The following is a 24868-nucleotide window of genomic DNA, read 5'->3' on the forward strand; positions in this document are numbered from 1 at the left end:
TGCGGAGGTGACGGTGAGCGGTCCGGAGCGGAGCGGAGGGGCCGTGAACCAGGGGCACAGTGTTGTCGCGCCGTTGCCGGAGCTTGCGGAGGTGACGGTGAGCGGTCCGGAGCGGAGCGGAGGGGCCGTGAACCAGGGGCACAGTGTTGTCGCGCCGTTGCCGGAGCTTGCGGAGGTGACGGCGTGAGGGCGCGCAGCCGTCTGCGGGCGGGCGATGCCCTGGCCGTCGGTACCGTCGGCCTGCGCGCCCGCCGTGTCCGCTCGACGCTGTCGGCGCTGGGCATCGCGATCGCCATCGCCGCGCTGGTCGCGGTGCTCGGCGTCGCCGAGTCCTCGAAGCAGCAGCTGCTGGACGAGCTCGGCCGGCAGGGCAACCTGCTCACCGTCGCCACCGGGCAGACGTTCGACGGCCGCCCGACCCCGCTGCCGATCACCGCGCAGACGATGATCGCCCGCATCCCGCCGGTGCTGGCCACGACCGCGGTCGGCAACGTCGACGGCGCCACGGTACGGCGCACCGACCGGATCCCGCCGCAGAACACCAACGGCATCAACGTGCTGGCCGCGCAGGCGTCGCTGCCGGACACGCTGTCGGCGCGGATCCTGCGCGGCAGCTACTTCGGGCCGCTCGCCGAGCGGTACCCGGAGACCGTGCTCGGGTACTCCGCCGCGCAGAGCCTCGGCATCGACCGGCTCACCGAGCAGACCCAGGTCTTCATCGCCGGGCGGTACTTCACGGTGGTCGGGGTCCTCGACCAGGTGGGCATCGCCCCCGAGATCGACACCGCGGCGCTGATCAGTTTCGGCGTCGCCGACCAGCTGTTCGGCCTGGGCGGCGTGCCGACCCGCATCTACGTGCGGGTCGACCCCGACCACGTGCCGGCGGTGGCGGCGGTCCTGGGCCCGACGGCGTCGCCGCAGAACGCCCGGGACGTGCAGGTGCAGCGCCCGTCCGACGTGCTGCTGGCTCGGATCAAGGCCAAGGACGCGTTCGTCGGGCTGTTCCTCGGCCTCGGCGCCATCGCGCTGCTCGTGGCCGGGGTCGGCATCGCCAACATCATGGTGATCTCGGTGCTGGAGCGGCGGGCCGAGATCGGGCTGCGGCGGGCCCTCGGCGCGCGCCGGCGCGACGTGGCCGCGCAGTTCCTGCTCGAGTCGGCGCTGCTGGCGGTCATCGGCGGGGTGGCCGGCATCGGGCTGGGGGTGCTGGCGACGGTGGTCGCCGCCCATACGGCCGGCAACCCGGTGGCGATCCCGCCCCAGGCCCCCCTCGCGGGTCTCGTCGCGGCGCTGCTCGTGGGCGCGCTGGCCGGCCTGTACCCGGCCGCGCGGGCGTCGCGGCTGCCCCCCGCCGACGCTTTGCGCACGCTATGACCTATCACCCGAGGGTATATACGCGGTGTATATCCGTGGTGTATGTTCGGCGGCATGAGCGTTCCTCTCACGCTGCTGGGCCTGCTCGAGCGCGAGCCGAGCCACGGTTACGACCTCAAGCGGGACTACGACATGTTCTTCGGCCGCGGCCGTCCGCTGCCGTTCGGTCAGGTGTACTCGACCCTGGGCCGGCTGGCCCGCGACGGCAAGGTCGTGATCAGCGAGGTCGAGGCGGGGGAGGGGCCGGAGCGGAAGCGGTACGTCATCACCGACCTCGGCGCCACCGAGGTCGACGCGTGGCTGGCCCAGCCGGTGGAGCCCGAGCCGCACCTGCAGACGGTGCTGTTCGCCAAGGTGATGCTGTCGCTGATGCTGGACCGCCCGGCCGGGGAGTACCTCGACACCCAGCGCGCCGCCCACCTGGCGCGGATGCGCCAGCTGCACGACATCAAGAAGGGTGACGACCTGATCGAGGCGTTGCTCGCCGACCACGGCCTGTTCCACCTCGAGGCCGACCTGCGCTGGATCGAGCTCACCGTGGCCCGCCTGGACCACCTCGCCCGGCTGGTGCGCAAATGAGCGCGCTGATCGAGGCCCGCGACATCGTGCTGTCGTTCGGGGAGACCCAGGCGCTGCGCGGGGCGACGTTCGACGCGGAGCCGGGCGAGGTCGTGGCCGTCATGGGCCCGTCCGGCTCCGGCAAGACGACCCTGCTGCACTGCCTGGCCGGCATCCTGGTGCCGGAGGCGGGCGAGGTCCGCTTCGACGGCCAGCGCATCGACCGGCTCGGCGAGCACGCGCGCAGCGGCCTGCGCCGGGAGCGCTTCGGGTTCGTGTTCCAGTTCGGCCAGCTGGTGCCCGAGCTGACCGTCGAGGAGAACGTCGCGCTGCCCCTGCTGCTCGGCGGGGCGCGGCGCGGCGCGGCCCTGCGCGAGGCCCGCGGCTGGCTCGAGCGGCTCGGCCTGGCCGGGATGGAGGGCCGCCGCTCGGGCGAGCTCTCCGGCGGCCAGGCCCAGCGCGTCGCGCTCGCCCGCGGGATGATCAACCGGCCCCGGGTCCTGTTCGCCGACGAGCCGACGGGCTCGCTCGACTCGCTCACCGGCGAGCAGGTCATGGACCTCATGGTGGCTGCGGCGCGGGAGCACGGTACAACCGTCGTGCTCGTCACCCACGAACCGCGGGTCGCCGTCTATGCCGACCGCGAGGTCATCGTCCGCGACGGCCTCGTGCACGCCCTGGCCGCGGGACGGGGCCGGTCGTGATCCGTTTCGGTCTGCGCCTCGCCCTGGCCGGCGGGCGGGAGGCGCTGCTGCGGTTCGTGGTCATCGCCGCCGCCGTCGCGCTCGGCACCGGGCTGCTGGTGTCCACGATCGCCGGGCTCCGGGCGGTCGACGCCCAGGTCGGCCGGGGTTCCTGGCTGCGCGGCGAGCAGGCCCCCGGCGCGCAGGCGGCCGACCCGGTCGTGTGGGCCGGGCGCGAGGACACCTTCGCCGGCACCTGGATCTGGCGCGTCGACGTCGGGCTCAAGGGCCCCAACCCGCCGGCCGTGCCGGGCATCCCGCGGCTGCCGGACCCGGGGCAGTACTACGTCTCCCGCCCCCTGCACGACCTGATCGCGACCATCCCGGCCGACCAGCTCGCCGCCCGTTTCCCCGGCCACGAGGCGGGGATCATCGACGCCGACGCGCTGACGTCGCCGGACTCGCTCGTCGCCGTCATCGGCCGCACTCCCGGCGAGGCCGGCGGAATCCCCCGCGCCCACGAGCTCACCTCCGTCTCCACGGCGCCGCTGAAGATCCCGACCGCCGCCCTCGACCTGGTGCTGTCCGTCGTCGCCGGAGGACTGCTCTTTCCGCTGCTCGTCTTCGTCGGTACCGCCACCCGCCTGTCGGCCGCGCGCCGCGAGCAGCGGTTCGCGGCGATGCGGCTGATCGGCGCCACGCCCCGGCAGGTGACGCAGCTGGCGGCCGTGGAAGCGGGCGCCGCGGCCGTCCTGGGCACGATCGTCGGCTTCGCGCTGTTCCCGTTGCTGCGGGTGGCGATGGCGGCGGTACCGTTCACCACCGAACGGTTCTTCCCGGACGACCTCTCGCCCGGCCTGGGCATGGGCGTCCTCATCGCGCTCGGCGTCCCGCTCGCCGCCGTCGCCGCCGCCGCCCTCGCCATGCGCCGGGTCCGGATCTCCCCGCTCGGCGTCGCGCGCCAGGTCACCCCGAAGCCCCCGCGCGCGTGGCGGCTGATCCCGGTCGTCGCCGGGCTGGCGGAGCTGGCGTACTTCATCGGCCATAGACCCGAAACCTCCAACGGCCAGACCGCCGCCTTCCTGCCGGGCTTCCTGGTCACCATGGTCGGCCTCGTCCTCGCCGGCCCGTGGCTCACCATGGCCGGCGCCCGGCTGCTGGCCCGCCGCGCCCGCCGCCTGCCGGCCCTGGTCGCCGCCCGCCGCCTCGCCGACAACCCGCAGGCCGCGTTCCGCGCCATCAGCGGCGTCATGCTGGCCCTGTTCGTCGTGAGCGTCGCGACCGGCGTCATCACCACGATGAACGACGAGCGCGGCGTGCGCTACAGCGACCTGGCCGCGGTCACGCTGGTGCAGTACACCGGCGACAACAACCTCCCGCAGGACGCACCGGCGCGCCTGCGCGGCGTGGAGGGCGTGACCTTGGCGCTCGTCCTGCACGACAACCCCGACAACGGCCCGGACATGCCGTCGAACATCATCGCGTGCACCGACCTCGCCCGGATCCCGCAGTACGGCCGCTGCGCCCCCGGCGCCGAGTACGCCGCGATCTGGGGCAACCTCGTCGGCTTCGACCGCATCCGCAGCGGCGCGGGCGCCGGGACCGTCTGGCCGACGGTGCCGGTCACCGCCGACCAGGCCGCCGCCCTCCCGTCCGACACCATCGTCGTAGTCCTCGACGGCACCGGCGCGGCGCTCGAACGGGCCCGGACCGCACTGGAGCTGGCCTTCCCGGACTACGAGGTCCCACCGGCCACCGACCTCGAGCGCGGCACCAACTCGCGCACCCAGATGCAGCTGTTCCAGCGGCTGGCCGACGTCATCATGCTGTTCAGCCTGCCGATCGCGGGCTGCAGTCTGGCCGTGAGCGTGGCCGGCGGCATCGCGGACCGCAAGCGGCCGTTCAGCCTGCTGCGCCTCACGGGGGTACCGCTGCGGGCCCTGCGGCGCGTCGTCGCCCTGGAGTCGGTGGTACCGCTGCTGGCGGTAGCCCTCCTGGCCGGCGCGACGGGCTTCGGCGCGGCCCAGCTGTTCCTGCGCGCGCAGATGGGCTACAACCTGACCGCGCCGAGCCTGTCGTTCTACGCCCTGGTGGCCCTGGGCCTGGCCGTGTCACTGGCCATCATCGCCGCGACCCTGCCGCTGCTGGAGCGCGTGACCGGCCCGGAGACGGCCCGCAACGAGTGAGCGCGGGTGGGCGCCGGGGCAACGGTTTCGGACGTTGCCCCGGCGGCTGAGCTTCCGACCCGCGAGCCGGTACTTCCACTCGGCCCGGCCACCCGCAGAACCGTGACGCTCTGAGCGCGACGATCGTGACCGTGCGAGTCGCGGCCCGCTTTTCAACCCCGACGGCCCCGTCTCCGCCCCGATCGCACGGGATTGCCTTCGAGCCGGACCGTCGGGACCTCGGTTGTGAATAATGGCGCGTGCGGACGCGGCGGGATCGCTAGATTGCGGCCATGGGACTGTTCGTCCAGATCAATGCGTTCCGTGGCGTGGGGCACGCCGACGTCGAGACCGCACTGACCGAGTTCCGGTCGCGGCACGCAGCGGACGAACGCGTCGACGTGTTCGACCTGTACGAGCAGCGGGACGGCTGGACCGTGATGCGTGGCTGGGAATGGACGCGACAACGACAGGCGCAGCTGCACGTGTCCGCGGCGCTGGGTTGTGCCGGCATCCTGGTGTTCGTGTACGACGGCGACGACTGGGGATACGAGCTGTTCGACCGGGGTACGGCGGTCGACTGGTTCATCCAGTGGCCGCAGGAGGGCAACACCTGGTTCCCGGGCAAGGACCTGTCCGGCCGGCCGGAGGCGGTGGTTGCCGCGTTCCCCGGCCTCGCCCTCGATCGCTCGGATGTCGCCCCATACCTTGCGCAGCGTCCGGACGACCCGGCGGGCGAGGACGCGTGGGACGTGCCGGCCCGGGCCGGCGACCGGTTCTGCCGCGGCGACGACTACGCGGCGCTGGACTTCCTGGCCCTGCTGGGTGTCACCATCGCCGTCACCGGGCAGGGCCTGGACTGGCCCGCCCCGCTGTGGCGCCGATTCCGGGCCGAGCCGCCCCCGTCGACGTGACGTGAGGGCGCGACCGCGGACGCCACGGCGAAGCAGTTCCTGGGCGTGTAACCGTGACCCGGCCCGGCGCGCGCCGACGGGTTACGAGGGTCAGACCGCGAGGGTCTTCCGGCCCAGCACGATTCCGGCGGCGGCGATCAGCAGCCCGTGGCCCAGCGTCGCCCCGGTCCCGGCCGGACAGGAGCCGACGGTGTCCGGCTCCGCCGTCAATGTGTCAGGTGTTGACAACCTCCGGCGTCCGGGGCAGGAGCACGGCGAGGACCAGCCCGGCCACCGTCAGGACCGCCAGGACCGTGAGCGAGGCGGCGTACGGGTGGCGGCCCGGGCTGGCGTGCGACACGATCACCGAGCCCGCGAGGGCCGTGCCCAGCGACGAGCCCAGGTTCGACGCCGCCCGCGACAGGCCGGAGATGTCGCTCTGGTCGCGGTCCGGGAACGTGGACTGCACCAGGTTCACCGACGGGGTGAGCATCGTGCCGACGCCCAGGCCCGCGAGCAGCAGCCCGGGCAGGGCACGCCAGACGCCGGGGCCGAGGTTGACCAGCACGAGCAGCAGGGCCATCCCGGCGACGGTGAGGACGAAGCCGGCGATGACCAGGGTGCGCTGGGCGCGGCGGCGGGCGAAGCGCTCGGCGGCGGCCGAGGAGATCAGGACGCCGGCCGTCGCCGGGGTGAGCACGAGGCCGGTCATGATGGCGCCGTACCCCTGGCTGTCCTGCAGGTACACCGCGGTCACGAAGAACAGGCCCTGCATCGTGAGCCACTGCACCAGCTGCGTGCCCAGGCCGAGGTTGGCGGCGCGGTTGCCGAACAGCCGCAGGTGCAGCAGGGGCTCGCCGCCGCGGCGCTCGGTGTGGCGCAGGTGCAGCACGAACGCGGCCAGGGTGAGCGCGCCCAGGGCGATCGACGGCCACACCGGGGAGATGCCGCCCTGCGGGATGAGGACGTGCCCGGCGACGACGAAGTCCGTGCGGGCGGCGCCCCAGCCGTACGTGGTGGACTGCAGCACACCGAGCACCACGAACAGCAGGCCGGCCGCGGACAGCATCGCGCCGGTCACGTCGAACCGCGGCGCCGGGCCGGTGCGGGCGGGGCTCGGCAGGCGCCGGATCAGGACGATGATCCAGCCGATGACGAGGACCTGTAGCAGGAACGACGCCCGCCAGCTGATGAGGCTGGTGATGACGCCGCCGATCAGCGGGCCGGTCGCCGCGCCGAGGGCACCGGCGCCGCTGACGATGCCGAAGTACTTCGCCCGCGTGGCCAGGTCCGGAGACATGACGGTGACCAGGATGTAGATCGGCGGGATCATGAGCGCCGAGCCGATGCCCTCCAGCAGCGCGTTGCCGAGGATCATGACGCCGAGGCCGGGAGCGATCGCGGCCAGGAGGGCGCCGGTGCCGTACAGCAGCAGCCCGGCCACGAGGCAGCGCTTCCGGCCCCACACGTCGGTGAGCTTGCTGCCCGGGATCATCAGGGCGGCCATGGTGAGCGTGAACAGCGTGATGGTCGCCTGCACGCCGAAGACGGTCGTGTCCAGGTCGTGCGCCATGGGGGCGATGGCCACGTTCATGGCCGTGCCGGCATAGCTGCAGATGTACTGGGCGAGGGCGAGCGGCAGGATCATCGCCCGCACGACGTCCGCGGGCTGGGCGGTCGGCACCCGCCGATTCTCGGCCCGGCCGGACGCCGCCGGGATCATGCCCGCCGGGTGAGCCGGGGGACCGGGCCCCGCCGGAGTGTGGAACGCGGGGGTGGGCGTATGGCGACCACGCACTGGCCGCGGCGGCGCTGGACCTCGGCGTTCGCCGAGGACCACCTGCAGGTGCTGCTGCTCGGCGTCGCCACGGCGCTGTTCGGGCTGGCGGTGCTGGTGTGGCCGGACGAGACGCTGCGCGTGCTGGGCATCGTGGCCGGCGTCTGGCTGATCGCGCTCGGGGTGATGCGGGCGGTGACGGCGTTCCGCGCGGACAACAGTTCCGGGCGCCGCATCCTCGCCGCGGTGATGGCGGTGGTGCTGCTCGCGGCCGGCATCACGTGCGTGCGCAACGCCGACGGCGGCGTGGTGGTGCTGGCGACGCTGCTCGGCCTGGCCTGGCTGCTCAGCGGCTTCGCCCTGCTGCTGATCGCCATGCCGGCCCGCGACCCGACCCGGGCCTGGCTCAGCGTGCTCGGCTTCCTGTCGGTGCTGATCGGCGTCGCGTTCATGCTCTGGCCGGGCCCGTCGCTGACGACCCTGGTGCTGATCAGCGGCATCGGCGCCGTGGCCGTGGGCGCCGGCGAGGTCGCCTTCGCCCTGCGGCTGCGCTCCGCCCGCGCCCGGCCGGACGCGCCTCTGCGGACGTGACGCCGGCATCTTTTACTTGCGGGACCGGAAAGTAATCGCATAAGTTGCCGGCATGGAAAGTATTGAGGCCGAGGGGCAGCTCAGGGCGGCCGAGCTCGGTGCCGCCGCGCCTTACGTCAGCTACCCGCCCACCCCGTGGTGGTACGCGCCGTCGGTCGGCGCCTGGGTGGCCGCGATGATCGGCACCTTCCACTGGTGGCGCGAGAACGCGGGCCTGTTCCTGGGCTCGCTCGCCGCGCTGATCGCCGTCGAGCTCGTGTTCGTGACCTGGATGCGGCGCCGGCACGGTGCGCTGCCCCTGCCGGGCAAGGGAACGCCGCCCGCCGAGATCGCCGGGGTCTGGCGCGAGTTCCTCGTGGCCCTGCCCGTCATCGCCCTCGTTGTCGGGCTCGTCTGGTGGCCGGCCGGGGGGCCGGCGGCCGCCGGGACGGCGTTCGTGCTCGTGACGGCCGGCCTCGCCGTCTACGAGCGGCGCTACGCCGCGGCGGCCGCCCGGACCCGGGCCCGCCTTCGATGATCGACGGGCTGGATCCGCTCATCCACATACCGAAGCGCCTGGCCGCCATGGCCGTTCTGGCCAACGCGCCCTCGGTGTCGTTCCGCTTCCTCAAGGACCAGCTGCAGATCAGCGAGTCGGACCTGTCGAAGCAGATGTCGGTCCTGGAGTCGGCCGGGTACATCAGCTCGACGAAGGTCGGTCACGGCCGCGGGGGCAGCACGACCTACCGGATGACGCGCGCCGGCCAGGTGGCCTACGAGGCGCACTGCGCGGCCCTGCGGGCGCTGATCGGCGGGGCCGGAGCCGGGGACTAGCCCGGCCGTACGGACCGGCCGCCGGCCGCGCGGCGCAGGGCCGGCGGGGAGCCGTCGCAACTGCGGGCCAGGCGCTGCAGCACGGGGCCGCCGGTCTTCGGGCCGCGGACCCGCGTCGCTTATTTCTGGCGCGGTGTCGTCACGTCACGGCGTCGGCCGGGTGGTGGGTGGCGGCCCAGCTGGCGAGGAGCTTGAGGGCGTCGTCGTCGGGTGAGCCGGCTTCGGCGCTGAAGGCGATCAGGGCGAGGCCGGGGTCGGCGGGGAGTTCCATGACGTCGTAGGACAGGTGCAGGTCGCCGACGACGGGGTGGCGGATGTGCTTGCGGCCGGTGCGGTGCAGGCGGACGTCGTGGGCGGCCCAGCGGAGGCGGAACTCCTCACTGCGGGTGCACAGTTCCCCGACCAGGTCGGTCAGTGCCTTGTTGTAGGGGTCGCGGCCGGCTTCGGTGCGCAGCATGGCGACGCTGTCGTCGGCGGCACGTTCCCAGTCGAGCCAGAAGTCGCGGGCCCGGGGGTTCAGGAAGTTGAACCGGGCGTGGTTGACCGGCCGGGCCGGGTCGGCGAATACCGGCGCGAACAGCGCCTCGGCGAGCGGGTTGGCGGCGACGACGTCGAGGCGCGCGTTGTTGGCCAGGGCCGGCACGCCGGTCATCCCGTCGAGGATGCGCGCCACGCTGGGCCGGATCTGCTGGGCGGGCGACTTGCGGCGGCGGGTGCGGCTGGTGGGGCCGGCGGTGCGGGCGAGGTCGGCCAGGTGTGCCCGCTCGGCCTCGTCCAGTCGTAGGGCGCGGGCCAGGGCGTCGAGGACGCTGTCGGAGACGCCGGCGAGGTTGCCGCGTTCGAGTTGGGCGTAGTACTCGACGCTGACGCCCGCCAGGTCGGCGACCTCACTGCGGCGCAACCCTGAGACCCGCCGATTGCGGTTGTAGCTGTGCAGGCCCGCCTGCTCGGGGGTGAGCTTGGCGCGGCGGGAGGTGAGGAAGGCCTTGACCTCGTCACGGTTGTCCACCGGTCCAGGCTAGGCCGGAATCCGAGGACGAAGGGTGGGCTGCCAGTACACCGCCCAGCAGCAACTTCTCCGCGCTCCCGGCAGGCGGTTGTCTGGTAGTGCCACCGCAGGCCGGGGCATGGCAGACCAGGCGACCGGCCGCCGATGCGGGGCATCGACTCGTGATGAGGGGATGTAGGGACATGGCTGACAAGACGGAGACGAAGGTGCTGCTGGTCACCGGCGCCGGCCGGGGCATGGGCGTGGACATCGCGCGGGCGGCCCTGGCTGCCGGGTATGCGGTGATCGCCACCGGCCGGGACCCGAAGAAGGTCGCCGAGGCCGTTGGTGAGTCCGATGACCTGCTGACGGTTGAGCTCGACGTGACCGACCCCGCCAGCGTCCAGGGCGCCGTCGCGGCGGCCGTGGACCGGTTCGGCCGGATCGACGTGCTGGTCAACAACGCGGGCAACTTCTATGCCGGATTCTTCGAGGAGATCACCCCGGAGGACTTCCGGGCGCAGGTCGAGACGAACCTGTTCGGCCCGCTGAACGTCACCCGCGCGGTGCTGCCCGTGATGCGTGTCCAGCGTTCGGGGCTCGTGGTGGCGATCTCGTCGACCGCCGGCCTGGTCGGGCAGGAGTTCTGCACCGCGTACGCGGCGTCGAAGTTCGCCGTCGAGGGCTGGATCGAGTCGCTGACTCCCGAGGTCGCGCCGTTCGGCATCCGCACCATGCTCGTCGAGCCTGGCTTCTTCCGCACCGAATTGCTCACACCGGAGTCGACCAGCTACGCCGAGCCGGCGATCGACGACTACGCCGAGCGCACCGAGCAGACCGTTACCGCCTGGACCGGCATGAACGGTCTGCAGGGCGGCGACCCCGCCAAGCTCGCCGTCGCGCTGGTCCAGCTCATCGGCTCGGGTGAACCGCCGCTGCGCTGGGCCGCTGGCGCCGACGCCGTCGGGGCCCTCGAACAGAAGGCCGAATCCCTGCTCAGGCAGGCCGACGCCCACCGCGAGTTGTCCTCGTCGCTGTCCCACGACGACGCCTCCTGAACGTCGCGCAGCCGCCGTCCGAGCGGGCGGCCTGAACCTGCAAGGAGCCATGACATGAAGAACGCACACCTCGGCGGCCTGACCGTCTCCCGCATCGGCCTCGGTGCGATGACCATGGCCGGCGTCTACACGAGCGAGGGCGGCCTCGACAACACCGAATCGATCCGCGCCATCCACCGCGCGCTCGATCTCGGGGTGACCCACATCGACACGGCGGAGATCTACGGTCCGTTCCTCAGCGAAGAGATCGTCGGCGAGGCGATCAGGGCCCGACGGGATCAGGTGAGGATTGCGACGAAGTTCGGTCTGGTCTCCCATTCCGGGGGCGGCCCCGGCGTGACCGACAGCAGCGCGGCGAACGTGAAGGCCGCCGTCGAGGGGTCGCTGACCCGGCTCGGCACCGATCACATCGACCTGTACTACCAGCACCGCGTCGACCGGAGCACCCCGATCGAGGAGACCGCCGGCGCGGTCGCCGAGCTCATCGCGCAGGGCAAAGTGCTGCACTTCGGCCTGTCCGAGGCGTCACCGGAGACCATCCGCCGCGCCCACGCGGTGCAGCCGGTCTCGGCCCTGCAGACGGAGTATTCGCTGTGGACCCGCGACGTGGAGGCGGACATCCTGCCGCTCCTACGCGAACTCGGCATCGGCTTCGTGCCGTACTCGCCGCTCGGGCACGGCCTTCTGACGGGACGGATCCGCACCGTGGACGACTTCACCGACGACGACTGGCGCAAGACCAACCCCCGGTTCACCGGCGAGAACTTCCAGCGCAATCTCGCCATCGTCGACGAGGTGACGGCCATCGGCGCCGAGATCGGCGCCACCCCCGCGCAGACGGCCCTCGCCTGGATTCTGACCCGTGGCGACGACATCGCACCGATCCCCGGCACCCGCCGGGTCGCACGGGTCGAGGAGAACACCGCGGCGGACGCCATCGAGCTGACGGCTGCGCAGATCGAACGCCTCGACGCACTGCGACCGGCGGCCGGAGCCCGTCACGACGACGCCAACATGGCCTCGATCGACCGCTGAACAGCCGCACCGCAGGAGAGATACCGCCATGGAATACACCCGACGCTCGACAGCGACAAGCCGACCATCGACGCGATCGAGCGGATCGCCAAGGCACGCAACGTGTCGATGGCCACGATCGCGCTGGCGTGGGTGCTCAAGAATCCGGTCGTCGCCCGAGTCGATCCAGGAACGTCGAGGCAGCGCCGATGACGTGTTCGCCGTCGACGCCTAGCAGGTGCGGTTCTGGCCCCCGCGCCGCGGCGCGGGGGCCGGGTGCCTCACGCTTCACACGGTCGGCGACGCGCTCTCCAGGAATCGCAGCACGGCCAGGACCCGCCGGTGATCGCCCTCCGAGGCGGGCAGGTCGAGCTTGGTGAAGATGCTGTTGATGTGCTTGGCCACGGCGCTCTCGCTGACCACGAGCTTCTCCGCGATCCCGGCGTTGGACCGCCCCTCGGCCATCAGCCCGAGCACCTCCCGCTCCCGCCCGGTGAGCCGGTCCAGCGGGGTGTTCTGCCGCCGCACCAGCAGCTGCGCCACCACCTCGGGGTCCAGTGCGGTGCCGCCCGCGGCCACCCGGCGCAGCGACTCCAGGAAGACGTCCACGTCCGCGACCCGGTCCTTGAGCAGGTAGCCGACGCCGGTGGTGCTCGTGGAGAGCAGGTCGGCGGCGTAGCGCTCCTCGACGTACTGGGACAGCACCATGATCGCCACCTCGGGCCACTGCCGCCGCACCACCAGGGCGGCGCGGATCCCCTCGTCGGTGAAGGTCGGCGGCATCCGCACGTCCGCGATCACCAGTTCCGGGCGGTGCCGCTCCACCGCGGCCAGCAGCCCGGCGGCGTCGTCCACCGCGGCGGCCACCTCGAAGCCGGTCGTCTCCAGCAGCTTGGTCAGCCCGGCGCGCAGCAGCACCGAGTCCTCGGCGATCACAGTTCGCACGGAAGCTCCACCATTATCGTGGTCGGCCCGCCGACCGGGCTGACTATCTCGAACCTGCCGTCCACCGAGGCCGCGCGCCGCGCCAGGCCGGTCAGCCCGGAGCCGCGGGCGGCGTCGGCGCCGCCGATCCCGTCGTCCGCGACGGACAGCCGCAGCAGGGCGCCGTCCAGCCGCACGTCCACCCGGGCCGCGGACGCCTGGGCGTGCTTGGCCACGTTGGCCAGGGCCTCCGAGACCATGAAGTACGCCACCGCCTCGACCGTCGGCGGGACCCGCCGGGGCACGTCCACAGCCAACCGCACCGGCACCGGGGAGCGGGCCGCGATGCCGGAGAGCGCCGCGTCCAGGCCGCGGTCCTCGAGGACCACCGGGTGCAGGCCGCGGACGAGGTTGCGCAGCTCGCCCAGGGCCTCCTTGGCCTCCTCGTGCGCCTCGGCCAGTGCGGTCCGGGCGTCCTCGGGCAGGTCCTTCAGGGTCGCCCGGGCCAGGCCCAGGTTCATCGCCAGGGACACCAGCCGCTGCTGGGCGCCGTCGTGCAGGTCGCGCTCGATCCGGCGGCGCTCGGCGTCGGCGGCGTCCACCACCGCGGCCCGGCTCTCGGTCAGGTCGGTCACCCGGCGGGCCAGCCGCTCCGCCCGGCTGGGGCCGAGCAGGTCGGTGGCGAACTTCAGATCCCAGCGCACCGAGGCCATGACCAGCCAGGGCGTGAGGTAGACCACTACCAGGCACACGAGCGCCCCCCAAAGCGCCAGGGACGTCGCCACGGACAGCCACTTCCAGTTCGGGCCGAAGGCGATCGCCGCGCTCAGCCAGCCGAAGCAGATGAGCCCGCAGACCCACATGGTGCCCGCGATCACGCCGACCAGGTTGGCCGCCGGTCCCGCGATCAGGTGGTAGCAGGCCTGCCGCCAGGTACGCGGGTGGCGCAGCCGCGCGCGCATCCGCGGGAGGAACGGCGCGTCCGCGGACGCCGCGTCCCGGGCCGTGTGCGGGGCCCGGGGGATCTGAGCGCCCCGGATCTTGTAGTACGCGGACCGGCGCAGCGTCGTGAGCTGCGGGCCCAGCAGCACCGCCGCCAGCAGCGGGAGGAAGGCGCAGGCGAGGATCGACGGCAGGTAGATGGGGGCGAAGAACGCCCACGGCAGCCCGATCAGACCCAGCGGCAGCAGGCTCAGCGCCGAGGAGAGGATCACGAACCACAGGTCGCGCAACGCCCGCCCGCGCCAGGGCGCCAGCATGAAGCGGCCGATCGGCGCCAGGACGGTGTTCATGGCCCCCACGGTATTCGGCCACGTGACCGGCGCTCCATGGCGCTGGCGCCCGCTTCGGCCTGTACCTGGCACCACCCCCGGAACGGAAAGCCACACTACTGATTCGCCGGGCCGCGGCGGCCAGAGTGGTGGTCCTGCCCGGCGCACCACCAGACGCCGACGCCGGGCGGAGATTGGACGACCGCCATGCTCGCCGTCCCGGACCGCCTCGACCGCGACCCCGTCCTCGGCCGGATCGGGTCCGAGCCCGGGCCCCGGCCGGGGCCCGGGCGTCCGGACGCCCGCGCCGACCGCCGCGGCGGACGCCGGCCGAGCGCGCTCGGTGCCGCCTTCGTGCTGGCCGGGCTCGCGATGATCCCGTGGGTGTTCTACCTCTCGGTCACCCTGCCGGCCAGCACGCGGGACGCGCACTGGTCGCTCGCCTGGGTCGGCCTGGACAGCTGCGAGGCGCTGGCGCTGTTCGCCACCGGCCGGTTCCTGCTGCGGCGGGACAACCGGTGCGTGCTGACCGCGGTCGGCACCGCGGTGCTGCTGCTCGTGGACGCCTGGTTCGACGTCACCTCGGCGGCGCCCGGCCCGGACCTGGCCACTGCGATCGTCATGGCGGTCCTCGCCGAGATCCCGATCGCGCTGGCCTGCGCCGTGCTCGCCGCGCGCGTCCTGCGCACCCCGTTCCCGCGCGGCTGACCGGCCGCCGCGTATCCGTTCCGTCCGCGCCCTGTCGCGCGTCACCGAGAAGAGAAGACCGATGCCGCTCATCAGCCGTCCCTCGCGCAAGACCGTCCTCGCCGCCACCGCCGGAGCCGCCGCCGTCGCTGCGGGTGCATGGTGGTTCAGCGACCGCGCACCGTATCCGTATTCACAGCGTCACCTGTTGGATCTGGAGCTGCCCTTCCTGGGGCTGTCCGATCTGGACGCGGTGCTCCGTCCGCGGACGGGTGAACGGATGCTGGAACTCGGTCCGGGCACCGGTCTGCAGGCGCTGCACGTCGCCCCGCAGCTCGGTCCGGACGGGCGCCTGGACATCGTGGACGTGCAGCAGGAGATGCTCGACCACGTGATGCGCCGGGCGAAGGAGGAGGTGCAAGCGGGTAGGAACGCGGCGGCAGCGATCGTGCCGCACTGCTCGGACGCGCGGGAGCTGCCCTTCGACGACGGCGTGTTCGACGCCGTCTACCTGGTGACCGCACTCGGGGAGATACCGGAGCCGGCCCGGGTGCTCAGCGCGGCGGCGCGGGTGCTGAAGCCGGGCGGGCGGCTGGTGGTCGGCGAGTTCTTCGACCGGCATTGGATCCCGTTCGGGCGGCTGCACCGGCTGGCCGACGGGCAGGGGCTGCACCTCGCCGAGCGGCGTGGGCCGAGCCTGGCGTACCTGGCCCGGTTCCGGCCCTGCGGCCGCGGCGCGTTCGCGAGCAGCCGGGCGTAGACAGAGGTCGTCCACGCTGCTGCGCCGCAGCTACGGCGCGGCCGGCACCAGGCGCGGCGCGTTCGCGAGCAGCCGGGCGTAGATCGAGGTCGTCCACGCGGCGCCGGCCGCCTGGCCGAGCAGCGCGGCGCGGAAGTCCCCCGCGGCGGCCGCGACCACCGTGCACCCGACGACCACCACGAAGGCCGAGATCGTCCACGCCATCCAGCCGCGCTCCCGCTCGATGAAGAAGCGACGGGCGAAGATGGTGTACCCGATGATGCCCGCGATCCCGGCGAGCGCCGGCGCGACCGAGTGCACGGCGCCGTGCCAGGTCGCGGAGTCCGGGGCGCCGGCCGGGAAACCGTTGACCGGGTCCGGCAGGAAGACGCCCGCGACGATCCAGGCGGCGCCGCCGGCCCCGACGAACCAGGGCGCCGGGGCGTGGGCGCGCCGCAGCCCGGCCGCGCCGAGCACGGCGAGCACGCCGCAGGCCACGAAGTCGGCGATCTGCACCCAGCCCAGGTCGCCCAGGGCGAGCGAGCTCAACGGGTGCCGGGCGGGGTCGAAGCCCGTCCGGGTGTACGCCTGCGCGAGCACGCCGGCGACGAACAGCGGGCCGGCGACGGCCCCGGCGAGCAGCAGCGGTCGATCGACATCAGCCATGCCACGAAAATAGGTGACCGAATGGTCACATGTCAACGATGCAGTGGTACTGGTGCTCGGGCCGGCCGGTGACGCCGTAGCGCAGGCGGACCTCGGCGACGCCGTCGCGGGCCAGGGCGGCCAGGTACCGCTGGGCGGTGGCGCGGGAGATGCCGAGCTCGTCGGCGACGTCGGCGGCGGTGCGCGGCCGCCCGGCCCGCCGCAGCGCCTCGCTCACAAGCCGGACGGTCACCGCCGACTGGCCCTTCGGGGCGGCCGGGCGGTCCCCCTCGTGCAGCACCCGCCAGCAGCGGTCGACCTCGGCCTGGGTCAGGGTCCGCGGGCCGGTGCCGACCAGCGCGCGGTAGTGCCGGTACGCGCTCAGCCGGTCGGCCAGCTGCTCGGCCGTGAACGGCTTGACGAGGTAGTTCAGCGCCCCGCGGGCGTAGGCGGCGCGGACGGTGGCCGCGTCGGACGCGGCGGTGAGCAGGATGGCGTCGACGGTGAGCTCGGCCAGCAGGTCGAGCCCCGACTCGTCGGGCAGGTACACGTCGAGCAGCACGAGGTCGATCGGGCGCGCCGCGAGCTCGCGCCGGGCCTCGGCCGCGCTGCGGGCCGTCGCGGCCACCGCGAAGCCCTCGACCCGGTGCGTGAAGCCGACGTGGACCCGGGCGACGCGGAAGTCGTCCTCCACGACCAGGACGCTGATCGTCACGCCGGCTCCCGCGCCGGTTGCAGGGCCCCGGGCAGGCGCGCCTCGAACACGGCGCCGTGGCCGTCGCGGCCGGGATCGGCGAGGCGCACGTCGAACACGGCGTCGTGGCCGTCGTGGGCGTGGTGGCCGGGATCGGCCAGGCGCACGTCGCCGTGCAGGCGCCGGGCGGCCTGCCGGGCCAGGGCCAGCCCGAGGCCGCGGCCGTCCTCGCCGTGCATCGACACGCCGGAGTCGAAGATCCGCCCGGCCAGGCCGGCCGGGACGCCGTCGCCGGAGTCGACGACGGAGATGTGCAGGGTGGCGCCGTCCTCGAGCAGGGCCAGGTCGACCCAGGCGGGGCGGCGGGCGCCGCGCCGGGCGGCCTCGAGGGCGTTGTCGACGAGGATGCCCAGGACGGTCGTGACCTCGACGGGGGCGGTGACGCGGGTACCGACCCAGGTCGTGTCGGCGAGCGTGAGCCGCACGTCCTTCTCCGCGGCCTCGGCGGTCTTGGCGTCCACGAACGCCTGCAGGTACGGGTCGTCGACGGTCCGGCCGGCGGCGGCGCCGGCGGTGTCGGAGACCGCGTGCAGGAACTCGAGGGCCTCGCCGCCGTGGCCGTTCTGCAGCAGCCCGGACAGCACGTGCAGCCGGTTGGCGAACTCGTGGCGCTGCGCGCGCAGGGCGGTGCTCAGCGTCCGCACGGACTCGAGCTCCCGGGTGATCGTCTCCAGGGCCGTCCGGTCGCGCAGCGTCAGCACGCCGCCGAGGTCGCGCTCGTCGCGGCGCACGGCGCGGTAGTTGGCCACGAGCACCCGCTCGCCGGCGACCGTGATGACGTTGTCGACCGGTGCGCGGTCGGCGAACACCTGGCGCAGGGCCGGGGGAAGGCTGAGCGCCGCGACCGTGCCCCCGGTGTGCACGCCGAGCAGCCGTGCCGCCTCGCCGTTGCAGACCGACACCCGCCCGTCGGCGTCGACCGCGAGCACCCCCTCGCTGATGCCGTGCAGCACCGCCTCGCGCTCCTGCACCAGCTCGGCGAGCTCGCCGGGCTCCAGGCCGAGCGTGAGCCGCTTGAGTCGCCGCGCCAGCAGCACCGAGCCGACGAAGCCGAGCAGCAGCGCCCCGCCGGCGAAGACCGCGGCGATGCCGAGCTCGCTCGTCACGTGGCCGCGGATGTCCTCGATGCGGAAGCCGACGCTCACCTCGCCGACGATCGCCCCGCCGGCGTCGCGCAGCGGCGTCTTGCCCCGCGCCGACAGCCCGAGCGTGCCCCGCTCGACGTTTACCGTGTCGCGGCCGCCGAGCACCGCCGACGGGTCGGTGCTGACCGGCTCGTGGATGCGGTCGGGGTTCGGGTGCGCCAGGCGGATGCCGAGCCGGTTGGTGATGACCACGAACAGCGCGCCGCTGGCCGTCTTCGCCGCCTCGGCCCGGGCCGGCAGCACGTGCTCCGGGTCGTCGGCGGCGGCCGCCGCGGCGATCGCCGGGTCGGCCGCGAGGGTGTGCGCGACCGCGAGGGCGCGGGTGCCGTACTGCTGGGTCAGCTCGTCGTCGAACAGCCAGCTGACGAGCGCGAAGCCGACGCCCACCACGACGACCAGCACGGCCGCCTGCAGGGCCAGCGCCTGCCGGGCGAACGGGGCGTAACGCAGGCGAAACATGACGGGAGCGTACAGCCGGGACCGCCCCGCGCACCCCGCGAGCAAAACGCGCAATACGCGGCTAACGCGGCTTGGCTCCACAACGCCGGGAAGGGTTCGCAGCGCCCGCCGGGCTCCCTACCGTCGCTGGCAATCCGCCCCACCATCAAGGAGTACCCGTGAGCGTCATCGCGCTGCGAAACGCCACCAAACGGTTCCCGGGCGCCGGCGGCCGGCCCCACACCGCCGTCCGGGACCTCACGTTCACCGTCGACGCCGGCGAGTTCGTCGCCGTCGTCGGGCCGACCGGCTGCGGCAAGTCGACGACGCTGTCGCTGGTGTCCGGCCTGGAGCCGCCGTCGCAGGGCGAGGTCGAGGTCGAGGGCGCCCCGGTGCGCGGCATCCCCGGCGGCGTCGGGTACATGTTCCAGTCCGACGCGGTCCTGCCCTGGCGCTCGGTGCTCGACAACGTGGCCGCCGGTCCGCGCTACCGCGGGGCCGGGCGCGCCGAGGCCCGCCGCCGGGCCGCGGTCTGGGTCGAGCGGGTCGGCCTGGCCGCGTTCGAGCGGTACTACCCGCACCAGCTCTCCGGCGGCATGCGCAAGCGGGTGGCGCTGGCCCAGACGCTCGTCAACGAGCCGCGGATCATGCTCATGGACGAGCCGTTCAGCGCCCTGGACGTGCAGACCAGGGCGCTCATGCAGGACGAGCTGCTGCGGCTGTGGCAGGGCACCGGCGCCGCCGTCGTGTTCGTCACCCACGACCTGGAGGAGGCGATCGCGCTCGCCGACCGGGTCGTGGTCATGACCTCGAGCCCGGCGACCGTGAAGGCGATCTTCGACGTACCGCTGCCGCGGCCCCGCCGGGTCGAGGAGATCCGGCTGACGGCGGCGTTCCTCGACGCGTACCGCGAAATCTGGGAAAGCCTGCGCGAAGAGGTCGAGCGGGCCCGGACCGAGGCGGCGCACCGTGCCGGCTGACGCGGTGGCGGTGCGGCGCCGGCCGAGGCTCGTGATGTGGGCCGTGCGCCTCGCGGTCGTCGCCGTCTGGCTCGGCACCTGGGAGCTGGCCGCCACGCACTGGATCGACCCGTTCTTCTACTCCAAGCCCTCCGCGATCGGGCAGCGGCTCGGCGACTGGTTCACCACCGGCACGGCCTTCGGCCCGGTGTGGACGCAGATCAGCATCACGCTGCAGGAGACGGTGCTCGGCTTCGTGATCGGGGCGATCGGCGGGGTGCTGCTGGGCATCCTGCTCGGCCGGGCCCGGTTCGTCGCCGACGTGGCCGCCCCCTTCATCAAGGCGGCCAACGCGGTACCGCGGATCGTGCTCGCCTCGCTGTTCGTCATCTGGTTCGGCCTCGGCCTGTCCTCGAAGGTCGCCACCGCGGTCGTGCTCGTCTTCTTCGCGGTGTTCTTCAACGCCTTCCAGGGCGCCCGGGAGGTCGACCGCAACCTGGTCAACAACGCCCGCATCCTGGGCGCCTCCCGCACCCAAGTGCTCACGTCGATCGTCGTGCCCAGCGCCATGTCATGGATCTTCGCCTCGCTGCACGCCGCGTTCGGCTTCGCCCTGATCGGCGCGGTCGTCGGCGAGTACGCCGGGGCCGACAAGGGCCTCGGGCTGCTCATCGCCAACGCCCAGGGCACGTTCGACGCGGCCGGCATCTACGCCGGAATGATCATCATCACCGTCATCGCCCTGCTCGCCGAGTGGCTGCTGACGCTGCTGGAGCGCCGGCTGCTGCGCTGGCGCCCACCGGTACAGACCGAAACCCAGATCTGAAGGGAACACGCGCATGCGCAAACTCGTGGCCCTCGCCGGCTGCGCCGGGCTGCTGCTGGCCGGCTGCCGGGGCACGGCACCGGACAAGACCGCCCCGGCCGAGGCCCCGGCCCAGGTCAAGATCATGGTCGGCGGCATCGACAAGGTCATCTACCTGCCGGCCAAGCTGACCGAGCAGCTCGGCTACTTCAAGGCCGAGGGGCTCGACGTGCAGCTGCTCACCGAGCCCTCCGGCGCCACCGCCGAGAACGTCCTCATCTCCGGCGACGTGCAGGGCGTCGTCGGCTTCTACGACCACACCATCGACCTGCAGATCAAGGGCAAGTGCATCACCAGCGTGGTCCAGCTGGCCGACGTGCCCGGCGAGGTCGAGATCGTCGCCGCCGGCAAGGCCGCGCAGATCACGAGCCCGGCCGACTTCAAGGGCCGCAAGCTCGGCATCACCAGCTCCGGCTCGTCGACGGACTTCCTCACCCAGTACCTGGCGACCAAGGCCGGCCTGCGCAGCGGCGACTACACCACGGTGAAGGCGGGCGCCGGGCAGACCTTCATCGCCGCCATCGACAACGGCGGCATCGACGCCGGGATGACCACCGACCCGACCGCGGCCCAGCTGACCAGCACGGGCAAGGGCAAGATCCTGCTGGACCTGCGCACCGAGGCGGGCACCCGGGCGGCGCTGGGCGGCTTGTACCCGGCCAGCTCGCTCTACATGGACTGCGCCTGGGTCCAGGCCCACCCCGACGCCGTGCAGAAGCTCGCCAACGCGTTCGTCAAGACGCTGCGCTGGATCAAGGCCCACCAGCCGGCCGAGATCGCGGCGAAGATGCCGGCCGAGTACGCCGCCGGCAACGCGCAGCTCTACGTGCAGGCCGTGACCGACAGCATCGGCATGTTCAACGGCGACGGCGCGATGAAGCCCGAGGGCGCGCGGAACGTCCTGGAGGTGCTCAGCCAGTTCTCCCCGAACGTGAAGGGCAAGAAGGACCAGGTCGACCTGACGAAGACGTACACCACCGAGTACGTCACGAAGGTCGCCGCCGGCTAGCGGAGGCGGGCTCGCCGGTCAGCTCGAGCAGCGTGTCGCCCGGAAGATTGCGGCCACCGCGCCTCCCGTTCCACCGTACAACGCGGGGCGGGGCTTGCGGCAAGGCCCCCGCACGGGCGCAGAATCGCCTGTCGAATGGGGGTTCAACATGCGTGTGATCCTGTCGACGTACGACTCGCGCGGGGGCGTCGAGCCGCTCGCGGCGCTCGCGGTACAGCTCAAGGAGCTCGGGGCCGAGGCGCTCGTGTGCGCGCCGCCGGACTGTGCGGAGCGGCTCGCCGAGCTCGGGGTGCCGCTGGTGCCGATCGGCAAGCCGACCCGGGAACTCGTGCACGGGTCCGGGACGCCCGACGTGAACCGGCTCGCGGCCGACTTCATCGGGCTGCAGCTCGACCGGCTCGCGAAGGCCGCGCAGGGGTGCGACGCCATCGTGACGAGCGGGCTGCTGCCGGTCGTGGCCGGGGCGCAGTCGGTCGCCGAGCTCCTCGGGGTGCCGTCGGTGAACGTGAGCTACTGCCCGGTGTTCCTGTCCTCGCCGCACCACCGGCCGCCGCCGCTGCCCGGCCGGCCGGTGCCGGCGGACGTCACCGACCCGGCGGCGCTCGACGAGCTGGATGCGGCGAACTACAACGGGTTCCTGCGCGAGCCGCTCAACGAGCACCGCGCCGCGGCCGGGCTGCCGCCGGTGGACGACGTGCGTGCATTCGTGCGTACCGCGCGGCCGTGGCTCGCCGCCGACCCGGTCCTCGCGCCGTGGCCGGGTGGGCGGGCCGGCGTGGTGCAGACGGGGGCCTGGTTCGTGACCGACGAGCGGCCGCTGCCGGCGGACCTGGAGGCGTTCCTGGACGCGGGGCCGCTGCCGGTGTTCCTCAGCTTCGGCAGCATGCCCGCGCCGGAAGGGTTCGCCCGGGCGGCCGTCGACGCGATCCGCGCGCGGGGCCGGCGGGTGGTCCTCGGACGGGGCTGGGCGGGGCTCGACGGCGACGAGGACTGCTTCGTCGTCGGCGAGGTGAATCAGCAGGCGCTGTTCAAGCGGGTGGCCGTAGCGATCCACCACGGCGGCGCGGGCACCACGACGACGGCGACGCGGGCCGGGGTACCGCAGATCGTGGTGCCGCAGTGGGCGGACCAGCCGTACTTCGCCGGGCGGGTCGCGGCGCTGGGCATCGGGGCGGCGGCCGGCGCCGGCTCTCTCGACCAGGCGCTGGACGTGGCGCTGCGACCCGGGACCAGGCAGCGGGCGGCCGCCGTGGCCGCCACGGTCCGCACCGATGGCGCGGCCGTGGCGGCCCGGCGTCTGCTCGACCTGGCGGATCAGCAGGAGTAGGTGCAGTGGGTCACGCGGAGCGGGCGAACCTCGTGAACGACAGCAGGTACAGGCTGCTGAGCACCCAGCCGGCGAGCGTCGCCAGGTTCAGCCACCACTCGGTGAGGGTGCCGTGGCGGGCGTGCGGGCTGGGGTACCACGTCGTCCGCTGCCCGAGGGAGATCAGCGGCACGACGGTGTCGATGGCGTACAGCACCGGGTTGAAGCAGCGGACCTGGCCGTCGCCGCACGGGTCCGGCCGCGGCGAGCCCGCCGACGGTGCCGCGTCCGCCGCGGGGCCCGGCGGGTCCGCCGGGTCGACGGTGACCAGGCGGCCGTCGACGGCGTAGGTGTTCCCGCGGGGGTCGGTGGCGCGCAGCGTCGCGCTGACGCCCGGGACGTAGAGCGACGCGGCGACGGCGACGAGCAGCGCCAGCAGGAACCAGACCGTGCGCCCGGGCCGGTAGCCGTAGCCGACGAGCAGCCCGTAGAGCAGGTCCAGGATGCTGCGCGGCGCGAGCCGGTGGCGGCGGCCGGCCCGGCGGGCCTGGTGGCGGCGCTCGATCAGGATGGCCTCGGCGTCGCCGCGGTACCCGTGCCGCCGGAAGACCTCGGCGAGCTGCTCGTAGGGCTCGGCGTCGTAGACCGACTGCCGGCGCAGCCACCGCAGCCGGGCGGCCCGGTCGAACGAGAGGTCGCCGAACCGGTCGTACGTCATGCCGGACACGATGATCCGCTCCGGCCACCGGTCCGGGTCGTCGTCGAGCACGGAGGTGGCGAGCCCGCGGAAGTCGACGCTCGGGCTGATGTGGTCCCACAGCAGGTAGACCCCGGATCGCACGGTCGTCGAGATCGTCTGTATGGCGTGCCCGGCGGGGTTGTCGTCCGACGGTCCCGGGCACTGGAAGGACCCGCCTCGCAGGTTCAGGCGCCCCTCGATGACGCTGCGGTTGAGCGCGACGAAGCCGTTGGACCGGAATCCGTCCATGAGCCGGACGGATCCTTTGACGGTCGCCTGGCGCAGGCCGAGGGTCCGTTCACCGGGGTTGACCAGGACGGCACCGCCGGCGTTGATGCTGCCACCGATTCTCGCCCCGCGGAAACCGAGGAATCCGCCGGTTGCCCGCAGGCCCTGCAGCTGTACGCCGCCGTCGATCGTCGCGCCCGCGCCCGACACGAGCGCGCCGTCGGACCGCGGCGAGCGGAGCGTGACACCGCGCAGTACCAGGTCGCCCCGCAGGTGTGCGCCGGCGACGCTGATCGCCCCGTCGACGGTGACGCCCGGCTCGAGCACGAGGTGGGAGCGGCCCTCGGCGCTGGTCAGGTTGAGGGCGTCGCGGCCGGGCGCGGCGAGCTCGGCGGCCGGCTCGACGGTCACCGTGGTGAAGCGGGCGTAGGACAGGTCGATGCCGCCGGCCACGCGGCACTCGCCCGCGAGCTTGAGCGGGCCGCCGATGGACAGCCGCCGCCCCACGACGGCGTAGTCGTCGTCGGCCGCCCGCAGGTGCGCGTCGCGGATCGACAGGCGGCCGGCGATTGTCGCGTTGCTCAGGGTGATCCGGCCCGCGATCCGTGGCGGCCGCCGCGTCCGGGCGTTCGGGACGATGAAGATGCTCCCGCCGATGTGTGCCTCGCCGAGGTCGACGGCCGACGTGGGGTGCGCGATGTGCGCCCCGGCCAGGTCGAAGGAGCCGTCGACCCGGGCGCCGCGCAGGCGGATCTCGCCGGTGGCGGTGAAGCCGTACGCGAGCCGGACGTTGCCGCCGACGTGGATCCGGTTGGCGAAAACGCCGCCGTCGATGACGGTGTCGAGCGCCAGCAGGCGGCCGCCCACCTCGGCGTCGCACAGCCAGACGGCGGCCCCGGCCGAGCTCTCGCCGGTGCGGTGCACACCCTCGATGCGCGAGCGGGACAGGTCGAGGTCGCCCCGCACGCGCAGGCCGTTGGCCAGCAGGCCCGGCAGCCGCGGGGCGCCGGTGAGCGCCAGCGCGCGGACGCCGGCGTCGGTGAGGTCCGGCGCCTCGTCGAAGGTGCAGTCCGCGAAGGCCAGCGGGAACGGGATGTCGACGCCGGCCAGGTCGAGCCGGCCGCGCACGTGCACGGCGCGCAGCCGCAGGCCGTGCGCCAGCGGCTCGATGATGGCGTTGGATCGCAGGAACACCGGCTCGTCGGGCAAGCCCATGGTGGGCTCCCTCCATCTCGGGAACGGTCG

At 73.5% G+C, this 24868-nt stretch carries 26 protein-coding genes; 18 read left to right on the forward strand and 8 right to left on the reverse strand.

Going from position 1 to position 24868, the window contains the following annotated elements; translation table 11 throughout:
- The 6 genes from AB0B76_RS54040 to AB0B76_RS54065 all read left to right on the forward strand — a co-directional run.
- A partial coding sequence (locus tag AB0B76_RS54040; RefSeq protein WP_360392679.1) for a hypothetical protein occupies positions 1-187 on the forward strand: 187 nt, incomplete at its 5' end.
- Positions 184-1374 carry an FtsX-like permease family protein gene (locus tag AB0B76_RS54045; RefSeq protein WP_360392682.1) on the forward strand — a complete coding sequence of 397 codons (1191 nt, stop codon included), beginning with the start codon at positions 184-186 and terminating at the stop codon, positions 1372-1374. The genes AB0B76_RS54040 and AB0B76_RS54045, both read left to right, overlap by 4 nt.
- Before the next feature lie 54 nt (positions 1375-1428).
- On the forward strand, positions 1429-1953 hold the full coding sequence (locus tag AB0B76_RS54050; protein WP_360392685.1) for a PadR family transcriptional regulator: 525 nt from the start codon (positions 1429-1431) through the stop codon (positions 1951-1953).
- Entirely contained in the window at positions 1950-2636 is a 687-nt protein-coding gene (locus AB0B76_RS54055) for an ABC transporter ATP-binding protein (protein WP_360392688.1), read from the forward strand. Before AB0B76_RS54050 ends, AB0B76_RS54055 begins: the two co-directional genes overlap by 4 nt.
- Entirely contained in the window at positions 2633-4801 is a 2169-nt protein-coding gene (locus AB0B76_RS54060; protein WP_360392691.1) for an FtsX-like permease family protein, read from the forward strand. The genes AB0B76_RS54055 and AB0B76_RS54060 overlap by 4 nt, the downstream gene beginning before the upstream one ends.
- A 272-nt stretch (positions 4802-5073) precedes the next feature.
- On the forward strand, positions 5074-5694 hold the full coding sequence (locus AB0B76_RS54065; RefSeq protein WP_360392694.1) for a hypothetical protein: 621 nt from the start codon (positions 5074-5076) through the stop codon (positions 5692-5694).
- Positions 5695-5908: 214 nt separating this feature from the next.
- Here AB0B76_RS54065 and AB0B76_RS54070 read toward each other — a convergent pair whose 3' ends face one another.
- Positions 5909-7357: an MFS transporter gene (locus AB0B76_RS54070; protein ID WP_360392697.1), complete on the reverse strand. Its 1449-nt coding sequence runs from the start codon at positions 7355-7357 to the stop codon at positions 5909-5911.
- A 99-nt stretch (positions 7358-7456) separates the two neighbouring features.
- On the opposite strand from AB0B76_RS54070, the gene AB0B76_RS54075 reads away from it, so the two are divergent.
- The 3 genes from AB0B76_RS54075 to AB0B76_RS54085 are packed head-to-tail and all read left to right on the forward strand — an operon-like array spanning position 7457 to position 8854.
- Positions 7457-8041 carry a DUF308 domain-containing protein gene (locus AB0B76_RS54075; protein ID WP_360392700.1) on the forward strand — a complete coding sequence of 195 codons (585 nt, stop codon included), beginning with the start codon at positions 7457-7459 and terminating at the stop codon, positions 8039-8041.
- A 52-nt stretch (positions 8042-8093) separates the two neighbouring features.
- Positions 8094-8558, forward strand: a complete 465-nt coding sequence (locus AB0B76_RS54080; protein ID WP_360392703.1) for a hypothetical protein — start codon at positions 8094-8096, stop codon at positions 8556-8558.
- Positions 8555-8854 (forward strand): transcriptional regulator, encoded by a 300-nt coding sequence (locus AB0B76_RS54085; RefSeq protein WP_360392706.1) that lies wholly within the window; start codon positions 8555-8557, stop codon positions 8852-8854. The genes AB0B76_RS54080 and AB0B76_RS54085 overlap by 4 nt, the downstream gene beginning before the upstream one ends.
- 139 nt (positions 8855-8993) lie before the next feature.
- Here AB0B76_RS54085 and AB0B76_RS54090 read toward each other — a convergent pair whose 3' ends face one another.
- Positions 8994-9863, reverse strand: coding sequence for a helix-turn-helix transcriptional regulator (locus AB0B76_RS54090; RefSeq protein ID WP_360392709.1), 870 nt, complete (start codon positions 9861-9863; stop codon positions 8994-8996).
- A gap of 182 nt (positions 9864-10045) precedes the next feature.
- On the opposite strand from AB0B76_RS54090, the gene AB0B76_RS54095 reads away from it, so the two are divergent.
- The 3 genes from AB0B76_RS54095 to AB0B76_RS54105 are packed head-to-tail and all read left to right on the forward strand — an operon-like array spanning position 10046 to position 12127.
- Positions 10046-10900 carry an SDR family oxidoreductase gene (locus AB0B76_RS54095; protein ID WP_360392711.1) on the forward strand — a complete coding sequence of 285 codons (855 nt, stop codon included), beginning with the start codon at positions 10046-10048 and terminating at the stop codon, positions 10898-10900.
- A 54-nt stretch (positions 10901-10954) separates the two neighbouring features.
- On the forward strand, positions 10955-11935 hold the full coding sequence (locus AB0B76_RS54100; protein WP_360392713.1) for an aldo/keto reductase: 981 nt from the start codon (positions 10955-10957) through the stop codon (positions 11933-11935).
- Between the two features lie 33 nt (positions 11936-11968).
- Positions 11969-12127 (forward strand): hypothetical protein, encoded by a 159-nt coding sequence (locus AB0B76_RS54105; RefSeq protein ID WP_360392751.1) that lies wholly within the window; start codon positions 11969-11971, stop codon positions 12125-12127.
- A 75-nt stretch (positions 12128-12202) separates the two neighbouring features.
- Here the strand turns inward: AB0B76_RS54105 and AB0B76_RS54110 are convergent, their stop codons facing one another.
- Positions 12203-12859 (reverse strand): response regulator transcription factor, encoded by a 657-nt coding sequence (locus AB0B76_RS54110; RefSeq protein WP_214408707.1) that lies wholly within the window; start codon positions 12857-12859, stop codon positions 12203-12205.
- On the reverse strand, positions 12847-14130 hold the full coding sequence (locus AB0B76_RS54115; RefSeq protein ID WP_360392717.1) for a histidine kinase: 1284 nt from the start codon (positions 14128-14130) through the stop codon (positions 12847-12849). Before AB0B76_RS54115 ends, AB0B76_RS54110 begins: the two co-directional genes overlap by 13 nt.
- A 186-nt stretch (positions 14131-14316) precedes the next feature.
- Here AB0B76_RS54115 and AB0B76_RS54120 point away from each other — a divergent pair, with 186 nt between their 5' ends.
- Positions 14317-14817 carry a hypothetical protein gene (locus tag AB0B76_RS54120; RefSeq protein ID WP_360392720.1) on the forward strand — a complete coding sequence of 167 codons (501 nt, stop codon included), beginning with the start codon at positions 14317-14319 and terminating at the stop codon, positions 14815-14817.
- Positions 14818-15004: 187 nt separating this feature from the next.
- On the forward strand, positions 15005-15556 hold the full coding sequence (locus AB0B76_RS54125) for a methyltransferase domain-containing protein (protein ID WP_360392724.1): 552 nt from the start codon (positions 15005-15007) through the stop codon (positions 15554-15556).
- Between the two features lie 30 nt (positions 15557-15586).
- Here AB0B76_RS54125 and AB0B76_RS54130 read toward each other — a convergent pair whose 3' ends face one another.
- The 3 genes from AB0B76_RS54130 to AB0B76_RS54140 are packed head-to-tail and all read right to left on the reverse strand — an operon-like array spanning position 15587 to position 18538.
- Entirely contained in the window at positions 15587-16201 is a 615-nt protein-coding gene (locus tag AB0B76_RS54130; protein ID WP_360392727.1) for a DUF998 domain-containing protein, read from the reverse strand.
- A 25-nt stretch (positions 16202-16226) separates the two neighbouring features.
- On the reverse strand, positions 16227-16895 hold the full coding sequence (locus AB0B76_RS54135) for a response regulator (RefSeq protein WP_360392730.1): 669 nt from the start codon (positions 16893-16895) through the stop codon (positions 16227-16229).
- The gene (locus AB0B76_RS54140; protein WP_360392733.1) at positions 16892-18538 is read right to left on the reverse strand and encodes an ATP-binding protein; all 1647 of its coding nucleotides are present in this window, start codon (positions 18536-18538) and stop codon (positions 16892-16894) included. Before AB0B76_RS54140 ends, AB0B76_RS54135 begins: the two co-directional genes overlap by 4 nt.
- Before the next feature lie 158 nt (positions 18539-18696).
- Between AB0B76_RS54140 and AB0B76_RS54145 the strand changes: the two genes are divergently transcribed.
- The 4 genes from AB0B76_RS54145 (at position 18697) to AB0B76_RS54160 (ending at position 22677) form a co-directional block, all read left to right on the forward strand.
- The gene (locus AB0B76_RS54145; protein ID WP_360392736.1) at positions 18697-19497 is read left to right on the forward strand and encodes an ABC transporter ATP-binding protein; all 801 of its coding nucleotides are present in this window, start codon (positions 18697-18699) and stop codon (positions 19495-19497) included.
- Positions 19487-20302, forward strand: coding sequence for an ABC transporter permease (locus AB0B76_RS54150; protein ID WP_360392739.1), 816 nt, complete (start codon positions 19487-19489; stop codon positions 20300-20302). Before AB0B76_RS54145 ends, AB0B76_RS54150 begins: the two co-directional genes overlap by 11 nt.
- A 13-nt stretch (positions 20303-20315) precedes the next feature.
- Positions 20316-21350, forward strand: a complete 1035-nt coding sequence (locus tag AB0B76_RS54155; RefSeq protein WP_360392742.1) for an ABC transporter substrate-binding protein — start codon at positions 20316-20318, stop codon at positions 21348-21350.
- Positions 21351-21498: 148 nt separating this feature from the next.
- Complete coding sequence (locus AB0B76_RS54160; RefSeq protein WP_360392745.1) at positions 21499-22677, forward strand: glycosyltransferase; 1179 nt, start codon at positions 21499-21501, stop codon at positions 22675-22677.
- A 10-nt stretch (positions 22678-22687) separates the two neighbouring features.
- Here the strand turns inward: AB0B76_RS54160 and AB0B76_RS54165 are convergent, their stop codons facing one another.
- The gene (locus tag AB0B76_RS54165) at positions 22688-24838 is read right to left on the reverse strand and encodes a hypothetical protein (RefSeq protein WP_360392748.1); all 2151 of its coding nucleotides are present in this window, start codon (positions 24836-24838) and stop codon (positions 22688-22690) included.
- Positions 24839-24868: the final 30 nt, after the last annotated feature.

The sequence above is a fragment of the Dactylosporangium sp. NPDC049140 genome, from assembly GCF_040648435.1.

Coding starts and splice junctions, on each gene's coding strand:
- AB0B76_RS54160 (WP_360392745.1), top strand. CDS start 21,499: ATGCGTGTGATCCTGTCGACGTACGACTCGCGCGGGGGCGTCGAGCCG.
- AB0B76_RS54115 (WP_360392717.1), bottom strand. CDS start 14,130: ATGAACACCGTCCTGGCGCCGATCGGCCGCTTCATGCTGGCGCCCTGG.
- AB0B76_RS54120 (WP_360392720.1), top strand. CDS start 14,317: ATGCTCGCCGTCCCGGACCGCCTCGACCGCGACCCCGTCCTCGGCCGG.
- AB0B76_RS54075 (WP_360392700.1), top strand. CDS start 7,457: ATGGCGACCACGCACTGGCCGCGGCGGCGCTGGACCTCGGCGTTCGCC.
- AB0B76_RS54050 (WP_360392685.1), top strand. CDS start 1,429: ATGAGCGTTCCTCTCACGCTGCTGGGCCTGCTCGAGCGCGAGCCGAGC.
- AB0B76_RS54085 (WP_360392706.1), top strand. CDS start 8,555: ATGATCGACGGGCTGGATCCGCTCATCCACATACCGAAGCGCCTGGCC.
- AB0B76_RS54140 (WP_360392733.1), bottom strand. CDS start 18,538: ATGTTTCGCCTGCGTTACGCCCCGTTCGCCCGGCAGGCGCTGGCCCTG.
- AB0B76_RS54080 (WP_360392703.1), top strand. CDS start 8,094: ATGGAAAGTATTGAGGCCGAGGGGCAGCTCAGGGCGGCCGAGCTCGGT.
- AB0B76_RS54100 (WP_360392713.1), top strand. CDS start 10,955: ATGAAGAACGCACACCTCGGCGGCCTGACCGTCTCCCGCATCGGCCTC.
- AB0B76_RS54065 (WP_360392694.1), top strand. CDS start 5,074: ATGGGACTGTTCGTCCAGATCAATGCGTTCCGTGGCGTGGGGCACGCC.
- AB0B76_RS54095 (WP_360392711.1), top strand. CDS start 10,046: ATGGCTGACAAGACGGAGACGAAGGTGCTGCTGGTCACCGGCGCCGGC.
- AB0B76_RS54055 (WP_360392688.1), top strand. CDS start 1,950: ATGAGCGCGCTGATCGAGGCCCGCGACATCGTGCTGTCGTTCGGGGAG.
- AB0B76_RS54130 (WP_360392727.1), bottom strand. CDS start 16,201: ATGGCTGATGTCGATCGACCGCTGCTGCTCGCCGGGGCCGTCGCCGGC.
- AB0B76_RS54165 (WP_360392748.1), bottom strand. CDS start 24,838: ATGGGCTTGCCCGACGAGCCGGTGTTCCTGCGATCCAACGCCATCATC.
- AB0B76_RS54155 (WP_360392742.1), top strand. CDS start 20,316: ATGCGCAAACTCGTGGCCCTCGCCGGCTGCGCCGGGCTGCTGCTGGCC.